The sequence below is a fragment of the Paenibacillus thermotolerans genome (genome assembly GCF_028745515.1).
Lineage (GTDB): Bacteria > Bacillota > Bacilli > Paenibacillales > YIM-B00363 > Paenibacillus_AE > Paenibacillus_AE thermotolerans.
Genome location: NZ_JAQZSG010000010.1, coordinates 113,925 through 126,552 on the forward strand (window position 1 = coordinate 113,925; position 12,628 = coordinate 126,552).

General features: G+C 54.6%; 13 protein-coding genes and 1 pseudogene. All 14 read left to right on the top strand.

What is annotated here, in order from left to right:
* Window positions 1-102 precede the first annotated feature (102 nt).
* Window positions 103-1,008, top strand: coding sequence for a UDP-N-acetylmuramate dehydrogenase (gene murB / locus PT964_RS10640; protein ID WP_274363328.1), 906 nt, complete (start codon window positions 103-105; stop codon window positions 1,006-1,008).
* 16 nt (window positions 1,009-1,024) lie between these two features.
* Window positions 1,025-2,305 (top strand): UDP-N-acetylglucosamine 1-carboxyvinyltransferase, encoded by a 1,281-nt coding sequence (gene murA, locus PT964_RS10645; protein ID WP_274363329.1) that lies wholly within the window; start codon window positions 1,025-1,027, stop codon window positions 2,303-2,305.
* Between the two features lie 138 nt (window positions 2,306-2,443).
* Entirely contained in the window at window positions 2,444-3,226 is a 783-nt protein-coding gene (locus PT964_RS10650; RefSeq protein WP_274363330.1) for a cell division protein FtsQ/DivIB, read from the top strand.
* A gap of 211 nt (window positions 3,227-3,437) precedes the next feature.
* Entirely contained in the window at window positions 3,438-4,676 is a 1,239-nt protein-coding gene (gene ftsA, locus PT964_RS10655; RefSeq protein ID WP_274363331.1) for a cell division protein FtsA, read from the top strand.
* Window positions 4,677-4,694: 18 nt separating this feature from the next.
* Entirely contained in the window at window positions 4,695-5,816 is a 1,122-nt protein-coding gene (gene ftsZ / locus PT964_RS10660; RefSeq protein WP_274363332.1) for a cell division protein FtsZ, read from the top strand.
* Between the two features lie 450 nt (window positions 5,817-6,266).
* Window positions 6,267-7,190, top strand: coding sequence for a sigma-E processing peptidase SpoIIGA (spoIIGA, locus tag PT964_RS10665; protein ID WP_274363333.1), 924 nt, complete (start codon window positions 6,267-6,269; stop codon window positions 7,188-7,190).
* Between the two features lie 76 nt (window positions 7,191-7,266).
* Entirely contained in the window at window positions 7,267-7,989 is a 723-nt protein-coding gene (gene sigE / locus PT964_RS10670) for an RNA polymerase sporulation sigma factor SigE (RefSeq protein WP_274363334.1), read from the top strand.
* 95 nt (window positions 7,990-8,084) lie between these two features.
* Complete coding sequence (sigG, locus tag PT964_RS10675) at window positions 8,085-8,867, top strand: RNA polymerase sporulation sigma factor SigG (RefSeq protein WP_274363335.1); 783 nt, start codon at window positions 8,085-8,087, stop codon at window positions 8,865-8,867.
* A gap of 165 nt (window positions 8,868-9,032) precedes the next feature.
* Window positions 9,033-9,311 (top strand): annotated as a pseudogene (locus tag PT964_RS10680) (YlmC/YmxH family sporulation protein); the annotation flags it as partial.
* A gap of 227 nt (window positions 9,312-9,538) precedes the next feature.
* Window positions 9,539-10,399 (top strand): peptidoglycan editing factor PgeF, encoded by an 861-nt coding sequence (gene pgeF / locus PT964_RS10685; protein WP_274363336.1) that lies wholly within the window; start codon window positions 9,539-9,541, stop codon window positions 10,397-10,399.
* Complete coding sequence (locus tag PT964_RS10690; RefSeq protein WP_274363337.1) at window positions 10,396-11,094, top strand: YggS family pyridoxal phosphate-dependent enzyme; 699 nt, start codon at window positions 10,396-10,398, stop codon at window positions 11,092-11,094. Before pgeF ends, PT964_RS10690 begins: the two co-directional genes overlap by 4 nt.
* Before the next feature lie 22 nt (window positions 11,095-11,116).
* Window positions 11,117-11,542: a cell division protein SepF gene (locus PT964_RS10695; protein WP_274363338.1), complete on the top strand. Its 426-nt coding sequence runs from the start codon at window positions 11,117-11,119 to the stop codon at window positions 11,540-11,542.
* A gap of 34 nt (window positions 11,543-11,576) precedes the next feature.
* On the top strand, window positions 11,577-11,840 hold the full coding sequence (locus PT964_RS10700) for a YggT family protein (RefSeq protein ID WP_274363383.1): 264 nt from the start codon (window positions 11,577-11,579) through the stop codon (window positions 11,838-11,840).
* Window positions 11,840-12,622, top strand: a complete 783-nt coding sequence (locus PT964_RS10705) for a YlmH family RNA-binding protein (protein WP_274363339.1) — start codon at window positions 11,840-11,842, stop codon at window positions 12,620-12,622. Before PT964_RS10700 ends, PT964_RS10705 begins: the two co-directional genes overlap by 1 nt.
* The last annotated feature ends 6 nt before the right edge of the window (window positions 12,623-12,628 follow it).

A 12,628-nucleotide genomic window follows, 5' to 3' on the forward strand; every position in this document is an offset into this window, starting at 1 on the left:
TCGCATGAATGAACCGTCAGAAACGCTGACTTTACCCTATGCGTTGATGTCCGCGAGAGAACGAGTTCCCTCATGCCCGAAAATTAGCAAGGAGGTACGACTATGCGGCAACTCATCGATCAGCTGCGAGCTTCCGAGGTGGGAGACATTTATCCGAACGAACGGCTGGCAAACCATACGACATGGAAAATTGGCGGTCCGGCCGACGTCCTCGTCGTTCCGAAGGGGAAGCGGGAGCTGGCGGATACGATCCGCATCGCCGGAGAAAGCGGCGTTCCTTGGACGACGATCGGCCGCGGCTCGAACGTACTCGTATCCGACGAAGGCATTGCGGGAATCGTGATCAAGCTGGGAAAGGCGTTCGACTACGTAAGGTTTGAGGATACGCTGGTCATAGCGGGAGGGGCTTATTCGTTCATTAAGCTTTCCGTCATGTCCGGTCAAGAGGGACTCACCGGCTTGGAATTTGCAGGGGGCATTCCGGGCAGCGTAGGCGGCGCCGTTTATATGAACGCGGGGGCGATGAGCTCTGACGTTTCACGCATTCTGAAATCCGCCGAAGTAATACTATCGAATGGTGAATTGGCGGTATGGAGCGCAGAGGACTTTCAATTCGCCTACCGGCATTCCTCGCTGCATAAGACGCCTGCGATCGTGACCGAAGCCGTGTTCCGGCTCAAGCACGGAGACCGCAGAGAAATAGCGGCGATGATGGCCGCCTACAAAGAGCGCAGGCTTCGCACGCAGCCGCTGGCGGATGCTTGTGCGGGGAGCGTGTTCCGCAATCCGGAAGGGACGCACGCGGCGAAGCTGATCGAGGAAGCGGGCCTGAAGGGAACGCGTGTAGGAGGCGCTGAAGTTTCGACGCTGCATGCAAACTTTATCGTCAACACCGGCAATGCAACGGCGGAAGATGTGCTTGCCTTGATGAAACATATCCAACAAACCGTCGAACAAAAATTCGGTATTCGATTGGTTCCGGAAGTGTTGGAGGTGGGCGGGCGCTAATTCCGGAGGTGGAACATTGGAGAAACTGGTGATTGAAGGCGGGCGGCCTTTGCAAGGCACGGCACGCATCGACGGAGCCAAAAACGCGGCGCTGCCGGTTCTTGCCGCCAGCCTATTGGCGGAAGGCAAAAGCTTGATCGACAATGTGCCCGATTTACTGGACATCCATGTCATGCTGGATATTTTGCGCGCACTTGGCGCTCGTGCGTCTTATTCCGGCAAAATAGCGGCCGTCGACGCTTCGACGGTAAACTCTTCCGAAATTCCGGAAGAATTGATGAGCAAAATGCGCTCCTCCATCTTTCTGATGGGGCCGCTGCTGGCGCGGTTCGGCGAGGTTACCGTCTACCAGCCGGGCGGCTGCGCGATCGGAGAAAGAAAGATCGATCTCCATCTGAGAGGGCTGCAGGCGCTTGGAGCCGCCGTCACGGAATCCGGCAACCGAATCGAATGCCGGGCGTCAAAACTAATAGGCGCCGATATTGTGCTTGATTTTCCAAGCGTCGGCGCGACGGAAAACATTATGATGGCTGCGGTGACGGCGGAAGGAATCACTACGATCTCAAACGCCGCGCGAGAGCCGGAAATTTGGGATTTGCAGCAGTTTTTGAACAAAATGGGGGCCAAAATCATAGGCGCCGGCACGGACACGATTACGATCGAAGGAACCGGGAAGCTGCTTCCCTGCGAGCATAAGATTATTCCCGATCGCATCGTAACGGGCACGCTGATGGTTGCCGCCGCCGCAACGGGCGGAAATATTACGCTGGAGGGCGTCGTTCCGGGGCATCTTGCGTCGGTGGTCCATGTCCTGCGCAGAGCAGGTGTTCAAATCGCAATCGACGATGATATAATGAGTATCAGCGGCGCGGGCAGACCCCGCGCGATCGAAAGAATCGTAACAAGTCCGTACCCGTCTTTCCCGACGGATTTGCAGGCGCAGATGATGGTCCTGCTTTCGCTGGCCGACGGGCTCAGCGTTCTGAAGGAGACGGTGTTTGAGGGCCGATACCGTCATGTAAGCGAATTGTGCGCGATGGGCGCCGATATTCGCATGGACGGAAATCTCGCCTTTATCCGAGGCGTTCCGCGGCTGTACGGCGCTTCGGTCGAAGCTACCGACTTGCGGGCCGGCGCTGCCCTGGTGATCGCCGGACTCGCCGGGAAGGGAACAACCGTCATCGATCAGATTCATCACATTGACCGCGGTTACGAGTCCATTGAAATCATCTTCAGCCGACTCGGCGCTCAAATCCAGCGCGTCGCATCGCATTCTCAGGACCGCATCGCGTTATAGAGCTCGCAAGCATTTCTGCAATGCGAATTGCCGAACCGTTTGTCCCTTCCTTAATTGCGGGAGGGACTACTGTTGTTACGAAAATAGGACAACCTGATCTATCACCCTAGTAACCGTTGTAAGAAGGATGGTGTTTTCGTGCCTGAGCTGCAGCCGATGCCGGTCGTGCGGGGGACGCGTCCCAAAAGAAGAAGCAACAAGAAGCTCTTGCTTCTGTTATTTTTGTTTTTTATCGCATTAATGGGTGTGTTGTTTTTTCAATCATCCTTCAGCAAAATCCATAAGATCGACGTTACGGGAGCGAAGCTGCTCGCGACTGGCGAGATTATCGAAGCGGCCGGCATCAAGACGGGCGACCATTTCTTTGCCAAGGGGGCGAAGGATATGGAGCGCGGCATCGAGAAGCTGGGCGCTGTGGAAAGCGTGAAGGTGACGAAGCGGTTTCCGGGCGGCATTCGAATCGACGTTAAGGAATTTCCCGTCGTCGCTCTGGAAATCGACGATGAAGGGAAGCTTGTCGGCCTGTTGTCGAGCGGCTTCCCGGTTCCTTATACGGAAAGCGCGGACGCCGCGCCGGGGCCGCTGTTGACCGGTTGGACCGATCAGGAGCTGAAGAAGAGCCTCTGTTTGGCGCTCGGATCGATTCCGCCGGAGCTGATGTCCGATGTATCGGAAATTCGGCCGATCCCAATAGATTCGTACCCGGATCGTATTTTGATGTATACCCGTTCGCGATACGAAGTAATTACCCGGATCGCCTATTTGCCTCAAAAAATACCGCTTCTTGACGATTATGTATATGACATGAAGAGCGGCGGAAGAACGGAAGGCAGAATCTTTTTGCTTGAGACGGATTACGGGAACGGCTTCGATGACGGAGCTGCCGGCGAGTCCGCGGAAGAGCCCGCCGATAAACCGTAATTGGAAAAAGAGTCTATTCAATCATTTCATATCATGCTAGAATTAATGTTATGAATTTTATGGCCTCTTCCGCAAAGATCCGATTATTTCCTTTAAAAACCATTGAAATTGACGGACGAAAAAAGAGGGAAATCCGGTCCTGTGTTGAATATGTATACAGTTCTAGTCTATTTTTGTAATCAGTCTTTACAATTGCGGGAGGTGCCTCGTTTTGAGCGGCAACGACATCATCGTCAGCTTGGACATCGGGACGTCCAAAGTCCGCGCCATCATTGGTGAATTGACGGGCGGCTCCATCAATATCGTCGGCGTCGGCTCCGTCGATTCCGAAGGTATACGTAAGGGAGCCATCGTTGATATAGATCAGACGGTTCAATCGATCAAGAGTGCGGTTGATCATTCTGAACGTATGGTCGGAGTACAAATTTCGGATGTGTACGTCGGGATTTCCGGCAATCACATTCAGCTTCAATCGAGCCATGGCGTTGTCGCGGTTTCGAACGAAGACCGGGAAATCGGAAATGATGATATAGAGCGGGTGCTTCAGGCGGCGAAAGTTATCGCGCTTCCACCCGAACGGGAAATTATCGGCATCGTTCCGAAGCAGTATATCGTCGACGGACTTGAGGGCATTCAAGATCCTCGGGGAATGATCGGCGTACGCCTCGAGGTGGAGGCATCGGTCATCACCGGCGCGAAAACATCCATACATAATTTGCTTCGTTGCGTCGAGAAGGCCGATCTGAAAGTAGCCGGGTTGATATTAATGCCGCTCGCGGCGGGTCATATGGCTTTGTCGAAGGATGAGAAGCAGCTCGGCACCGTGCTCGTCGATATCGGGGCGGGCGCGACGACGATTTCCGTCTTCCAGGGCGGAATCATGACCGCGACTTCCACGCTTCCGCTCGGCGGCGAATTCGTCACGAACGACATTTCGATCGGGCTGCGGACGCAGTTCGAGATCGCCGAGAAGATCAAGCTGAAATACGGCTGCGCTTCGGTGGAAGCCGCCGCCGCGGACCAGTTGTTCAAAGTGACGCGCATCGGCTCCAATGTAGAGAAGGAATTTTCGCAGGTGGACCTTGCGAACATTATCGAACCTCGGATGCAGGAAATATTCGAGCTGATCAAAGCGGAGGTTAAGCGGATGCGGCCTGCGGGCGACTTGCCGGGAGGATACGTCCTCACGGGCGGAGCCGCTTCTTTGCCGGCCGTGCTGCCGGTCGCGCAAGCGGTGTTTGATACGTCGGTTCGGATAGCGGTGCCCGATTACGTCGGCGTTCGCGATCCTGCATTTGCAAGCGGAGTCGGAATCATAACATATGTTGCTAAATATTTGCGGTCACGAAGCACAGTCTCCGTTAAGAAACCATCCGGCAAGAAGGCGGCGGAGAGCAACAAGCCGAGCCTGATCGATCGGTTAAAAAATTTGTTCAGCGAGTTTATCTAGCAAGGAGGAGACTTTGACATGTTGGAATTTGATCTCGACATGGACCAACTGGCACAAATAAAAGTCATCGGCGTAGGCGGCGGCGGAAGCAACGCGGTAAACCGAATGATCGATAACGGCGTGAAGGGCGTCGAATTTATTACGGTAAATACGGACGCGCAGGCGCTTCATCTCGCGAAATCCGAAATGAAGCTGCAATTGGGCGACAAGCTGACGCGCGGTCTCGGCGCGGGCGCTAATCCCGAGGTAGGAAAGAAAGCCGCGGAGGAGTCCCGCGAGCAGATCATAAACGCGCTCAAGGGCGCGGACTTGGTGTTCGTTACCGCCGGCATGGGCGGCGGCACGGGAACCGGCGCAGCGCCCGTCATTGCGGAAATCGCCCGCGAATGCGGCGCGCTTACCGTCGGTGTCGTAACGCGCCCGTTCACGTTCGAAGGCCGCAAGCGCCAACAGCAGGCCGAGGCGGGGATTGCCGCTTTGAAGGAAAAGGTCGATACGCTGATCATTATTCCGAACGACCGGCTGCTTGAAATCGTAGATAAGAAGACGCCGATGCTTGAAGCGTTCCGCGAAGCGGACAACGTGCTCCGCCAAGGCGTACAGGGCATCTCCGACTTGATCATGGTGCCGGGTCTCATCAACCTCGACTTCGCGGACGTGAAGACGATCATGACCGAACGCGGCTCCGCCTTGATGGGCATCGGCCGCGCCAGCGGCGAGAACCGCGCGGCCGAAGCGGCGAAGCGCGCCATCATGAGCCCGCTGCTCGAAACGTCGATCGAAGGCGCGCGCGGCGTCATCATGAATATTACCGGCGGTGCGGATCTCAGCTTGTTTGAAGTGAATGAAGCGGCCGAGATCGTCATCGCCTCCACCGATCCCGAAGTGAACATGATCTTCGGGGCCATTATCGATGAATCGTTGAAGGAAGAAATCAAGGTAACGGTCATCGCCACCGGCTTCGATCTGAAGCCGAGCCAGCCTCCGGCGCGGAAGCCTTCTTTCGCTGCCGAACCGCAGCAGCCGGAACAGCGCACATCGAATTTGCGCCCGTTCAATTCTTCGTCCCAGGCAGGCGGCGACCAATTGGACATTCCGACGTTTTTGCGCAACCGCAATCGGACGCTGTCGGACGATTAATTTCATACGGTGGACTCAAGCAAACCTCGTACCGAATTTTATTTTCGGTGCGAGGTTTTTGTTATGACGATACAGAGTATTTACCCTACGCGATGCTAACGGACACCACAGACGTTAAATCGCCATTTTACCCACCTTCCTACGGCTAACGGACACCAAAGACGCTATATCCCGATTTTTGGCGCTGACCCCGGCATTTTCGGGGCATTAACTGCAGTGGTGTCCGTTAAAACCGCAAACTCCATGTTTAGCGCCGAATAACTGCATCCCTGTCCGTAAGCGCGTTTCTATGTCCGTAATACCTTTTCTTATGCGTTGGTGTAACGTTTCGACAAAAATACCGACGATTTTACAGCACAGTTAGACAGACATTGGAAAAGGTTTTCGATATACTAGCTTTCGAAGACGAAGCGGTGCTCGCCACAGTCGGACGGAGGCGGGAACAGACGTATGGTTGTGTATGTGGACATCGTTTTCCTAACGAATTTCGTTCTCGATTTCGCACTGCTTCTCGCGACGGCGCGCATACGGAAAATACGCCCGTCGGCATGGCGCCTAATCCTCGCATCCATGATCGGCGCTTCTTATGTGCTGATGATGTTCGTACCTGAGCTGGCCATTTTTTACACGTTTGTTGTTAAATGTTTATTTTCCGCCGCCATGATTATGACGGCTTTCGGTTACAAAACTTTGGGCAGATTTGCAGGCACGCTGGCGGCTTTCTACGGAGTGAATTTCGCCGCGGCGGGAACCGTGTTCGCCGTTCATTACATGGCGCGTTCGTCAAGCGAAGTCGTTAACGGAATCGTATTCTCGCAGACGGGCGGTGCGATGCGGGGAACGGGCATGAGCCTTTGGTACATCTTGGTGATGGCGGGACTCGGGATTTGGTTGTTCCGGGTCGTCCATTCCGGAGCGAAGCGGAAAGAGACGAAGGCTCAGTTTTTGACGGAGGTGGAAGTGCGGATCGAAGGGACGACGATCAACTGCCAAGGCTTGATCGATACCGGCAATCATCTGTACGATCCGCTCACCCGCACGCCCGTCATGGTCATGGAAGCATCGCTTTGGAGCCCGCACGTGCCGCAGCAATGGCTTGACGCCATTCGCAGCGGAGAGGCCGATTCGATTGTAGGGCGAATGGGCGGAGAGTCGGAGGAAGCGTTTCCGTGGCCCGAAAGAATACGGCTCGTGCCTTATCGAGGGATTAACGGCCGTACGAAATTTATGCTTGCGATGAAGCCGGACGAGGTTGCAATTATGCAGGACGGAAGGCGCATAGCCGTCGATAAGGTGCTGATCGGCTTAGACGGCGGACAGTTAAGCTCCGAGGGAGCGTATCGGGCCATCGTGCATCCGGCGTTGGTGAGTTGAGCTTATTATGGATTTCGCCATCATCTCACCGTGCCGCACGAATACGGTTCACAACATTCTGAGGGGGAACATCCTTATGCTGCTGAAATGGAAGCTCATGATGACGTTATGGTATTACCGCTTATTGTTCGTGCTTCGCTTAAAGAGCGAGGAGATTTATTACATAGGCGGCAGTGAAGCGCTTCCTCCTCCCCTGACTAGAGAAGAAGAGGAGTATTTGCTGGGCAAGCTGACGACCGGCGACGCCGCGATTCGCGCCATGCTGATCGAGCGGAATTTGCGGCTTGTCGTATACATAGCGCGCAAGTTCGAAAATACGGGCATCAATATCGAGGACTTGGTGTCCATCGGAACGATCGGCTTGATCAAGGCTGTCAACACGTTCGATCCGGACAAAAAGATCAAGCTTGCCACCTACGCATCGCGCTGCATCGAGAACGAAATCCTTATGTATTTGCGCCGGAACAGCAAGCTGCGCACGGAGGTTTCGTTCGACGAGCCGCTGAACATCGATTGGGACGGCAACGAGCTGCTGCTGTCCGACGTGCTCGGGACGGAGAACGATACGATCTACCGCAACATCGAAGAGCAGGTTGACCGTAAGCTGCTGCAGAAGGCGCTCGACAAGCTCACCGAACGCGAGCGGATCATTATGGAGCTTCGATTCGGCCTGCAGGACGGAGAGGAGAAGACGCAGAAGGACGTGGCCGATATGCTCGGCATTTCGCAGTCGTATATTTCGCGTCTGGAGAAGCGGATTATTAAGCGGCTCCGCAAAGAATTCAATAAGATGGTGTAACGGCTTGACAATTTCGTTGCGTTTGTTCAAGAATATTCTCCCATCCCTCGGAGATACTGACAGCTAACGTCTCTCCTTGGGAGGTATTTGCAACAATGACTCGCAACAAAGTTGAGATTTGCGGTGTGGATACTTCAAAGCTGCCGGTGCTTACCAACGCCGAAATGCGCGAGCTGTTCGTCGCGCTGCAGCAGCATAACGAGCGAACCGCGAGAGAGAAACTCGTCAACGGCAACCTGAGACTCGTGCTCAGCGTCATTCAACGCTTCAATAACCGCGGGGAGTTTGTCGACGATTTGTTTCAAGTCGGGTGTATCGGGCTGATGAAGGCCATCGATAATTTCGATCTTAGCCAGAACGTGAAGTTTTCGACGTATGCGGTGCCGATGATCATCGGGGAAATCAGACGGTATTTAAGGGACAACAACCCGATCCGAGTGTCGCGGTCGCTGCGGGATATCGCCTACAAGGCGCTGCAGGTTCGGGATTCCCTCACGAACAAAAACTCCCGTGAGCCGACCATTCTCGAAATTTCGCAGGAGCTGAACGTACCGAAGGAGGATGTCGTATTCGCGCTGGATGCGATTCAGGATCCGGTGTCGCTCTTCGAGCCGATCTATCAGGATGGCGGCGATCCGATCTACGTGATGGATCAAATCAGCGACGATAAGAGCAAGGACGTATCGTGGATCGAAGAAATTGCGCTCCGCGAAGCGATGCGCAAACTGAACGACCGCGAAAAAATGATTTTGTCCATGAGATTTTTTGAAGGCAAGACGCAGATGGAGGTTGCGGAGGAAATCGGCATCTCGCAAGCGCAAGTGTCCAGGCTGGAAAAGTCCGCGATCAATCAAATGCAAAAGCATGTGAAGACGTAAAGCTTGATATTCGCGCCCGCATCAGACGGTTTGTCATCCGTCCCATGCGGGCTTTTTTTGTGCTTTGTCCGACTTGGGGGACACTTTTTGGGCGAAGGAAGCATATAGTGGTAAGGTAAATAGGCGGACTTAAGCGCCAAACCTAATGACCCGTGGTGAGGCCCTATGAAAATTTCCGATTTTCAAACGAAGGATGTCATTAATATTGTGGACGGCAGGAAGCTGGGGCAAATCAGCGATTTGGAGCTGGATTTGCGGGGCGGGAAGATCGAATCGATCGTCGTTCCGAACGCGGGCAAGTTTTTCGGCTTTTTCGGCGGAGGCGCCGATATGGTCATCCCTTGGCGCAACATCGTAAAAATCGGTACCGACGTGGTGCTTGTGAAGATGGACGATCCCAGAGGCTATAGAACGATAGAAGACGACTCGGAAAAAGAAGTAAGGAGCTACAGGGACCGCGAGCGCGATCGGGAGCGCGAGCGTGAACGAGAGCGGGAGAGGGATCGGGAGAGAGACAAATATGACAGGGAGCGCGACGGCTACCGCTGACGGCGCGAAGGTCAATGCCTGAAAGCAAATTCTCGGTATATGAAAAGGGCGTCCCGCTTACAATGCTCTTTTCGTATGCCGTTTCTTTTTGTGATACACTTGAGGTCTCGGAGGGGATGACCATGGGGTTCGCGAATGAAAAGCATGAGCCTTTCGCAGGGAAGCAGGATGAGCCTTCCTTACTTACGATAGCCGATTGGCAGGAACGCTTTCCGTGGCTGAGCGCCGGATTTTCGACGCGCTTCGGCGGAGTAGGCGGCGGGGCTTGGGATAGCCTCAATTGCGCGCTGCATGTCGGCGACAATCCGGAAGATGTCATTGCGAACCGTAAGCTGCTCGCGCAGCGCGCAAGCTTTTCCTTCGACGCTTGGACTTGCGCAGAGCAAGTGCACGGCAGCGACGTGCTGGCCGTTACGCGGGAGCTCCGCGGAGCGGGCCGGGAGAGTCGGGAAGAAGCGATTGCAAGCAAGGACGGGCTTATCACGAACGAGCCGGGCGTCATGCTTGCGGCATTCTACGCCGACTGCGTCCCGCTCTGGTTTGTCGATCCGGACCATCGCGCCGTAGGCGTCGCTCACGCGGGCTGGCGGGGCACCGCAGCCGATGTGGCGGGGAAAACGGTGGAGGCGATGCGCCTCGCGTACGGCTCCGACCCGGCACGGATGCTGGCGGCGATCGGTCCTTCGATTCAAGCTTGCTGCTACGAGGTCGACGATGCCGTGATTTGCCGAGTGAAGGAAGCGGGCGGAGAAGAAGGCGAACATTTCGTATCCTCGAGAGCTCCGGGGCGTTACATGCTGGACTTGTCGAAATTGAACGCAAAATTGTTAGCAAAAGCAGGAATTTTGCCGAAACATATCGAAATAACAGGGTACTGCACGAGCTGCCGCACCGATCTGTTTTTTTCTCACCGCAAGGAATGCGGCAAAACAGGAAGAATGACGGCTTGGATTGGGATTGTAAGCGAGGTGACAGCAGGATGAGCGAGGCTTTACAGGCAAGGATCGCCGAGGTGCGCCGGCGGGTCGAGGACGCCTGCCGCCGAAGCGGACGAGCCCCCGATAGCGTGAATATAATCGCCGTGACGAAATACGTTTCGCTCGAACGCACGAAGGAGGCGGTGGACTCCGGCCTGATTCACGTCGGCGAAAACCGTTGGCAGGATGCCAAAGACAAGTGGGAAGCGATCGGCGCGCAAGGTCAAGGCGTTTGGCACTTTATCGGACATTTGCAGACAAACAAAGTGAAGGACGTTGTCGGAAAGTTTCAATACTTTCACTCTTTGGACCGTCTGTCGCTTGCGGCGGAGCTGCAGAAGAAAGCGGCCCGGCTCGATTTGATCGTGCCGTGCTTCGTGCAAGTGAATGTTTCGGGGGAAGATACCAAATACGGTTTGCCGCCCGCCGAACTGCAGTCGTTCTTACGAGAGCTGAACCAGCTGCCAAATATAGAAGTCATCGGACTGATGACGATGGCTCCGCACGAAGAGGACCCCGAGTTAACGCGCCCGGTGTTCCGCGAATTGCGGAGGCTGCGCGACGCGGCCAACGCAGCGTCCGTTTACCGGCGCGCAGTGCCCCATCTGTCCATGGGTATGTCTAACGATTTTGAAATAGCAATCGAGGAAGGGGCGACATGGATTCGTTTAGGGTCCGTGCTAGTGGGTAAAGATGAGTAAAGAGTTTAAGGAGGATAAGGACATGGGAGTTATGAACAAATTTATGAATTTTTTCGGTTTGCAGGAAGAAGAAGAATTGAACGAACGGGAGCAGGCGTATGATGTTAACGAGGAGCCTGAAACCAATCCGAACGAAGTCCGTAAAATAAAGAATAACGTCGTCAGCTTGCATTCTTCGCAAAAATCGTCCAAGCTCGTTCTCTGCGAGCCCCGCAATTACGAAGAGACGCAGAACATCGCCGATCACTTGCGCGTCCGCAAGGCGGTGCTCGTTAATTTGCAGCGCGTACGCCCGGAGCAGGCGATGAGAATCGTCGATTTTTTAAGCGGAACCGTATATGCGCTCAACGGATCCATCTCGAAGGTGGGGCCGAACATTTTCGTATGCACGCCGGATTCCGTAGAAATCCAAGGAACGATTTCCGATATGATGAGCGACAACACTTAATTTTTACTAAAGAGGTGGTTCCGCGTTGCTTCAGTTGATTTCATTGATAGACTATTTGTTCACGATTTATAACTATATGATTATTGCGTATATTTTGCTCTCCTGGGTGCCGAACGCCCGCGAAAGCTTTATCGGGAACCTGCTCGGCAAGCTGGTAGAGCCGTATTTGACGCCGTTTCGCCGATTTATCCCGCCGATCGGCGGCATGATCGACGTTTCTCCGATCGTGGCGCTGTTTGCGCTGCACTTCGTTAGGCTCGGGGTATTCGCGGTCATCGGCTGGATTGTCGGAGCGTAATGAAACAGCCGATATACGAGCATTTTCATCCGGACGAAAAGCCGCTCGTCGACAAAGCGGCCGAGTGGGTACTAGACGCGGGCAAATACCACCAAATCAGAAGAACCGATTTTTTGGATCCCCGGCAGGCGTTCATCCTCACTGCGCTTGCCAACCGGGACGATTACGTCAGGCTTAGACTTGACGGCGGCTGGGAAGGCGCCGAACGGGTAAGAGCCGTCATCACGCCGGAATATGCCGATCCGCAGGTTGAGCCGATCGGAATCGGGGTGCTTGAGCTTCGCAGCGACGATCCGAAGGTCGCGGATTTGGAGCACGGCGATTATTTGGGCGCGATTCTCGGGCTAGGCGTCAAACGGGACAAGATCGGCGATATTCACGTTCACGACTGGGGCTGCCATATCCTCATTGCGGAGGAGATGGCGTCTTTTTTCTCATTACATATGAATCAGGCGGGGCGCATTCGCGTCTCCGCGGACATCGTCCCGCTAGAGCGGCTGCAGACTGCGGCGCAGCAGATGGAGGAGATGTTCTGCACCGTTGCCTCCATGCGGCTTGACGGCATCGTAAGCGAAGCGACCCGGCTTTCCCGCGCGAAGGTGATAGCTCCGATTCAGAACGGACGGTGCAAGGTAAACTGGAAGGTGGAGGAGAATCCTTCCGCGCAGCTGAAGGAAGGGGACGTCATTTCCGTTCAAGGCTTCGGAAGATTTAAGCTGCTTGCTGTCGAAGGCTTGTCGAAGAAAGGTCGCATTCGTCTAAAAATAGGGAAATTTGCTTGAGACATT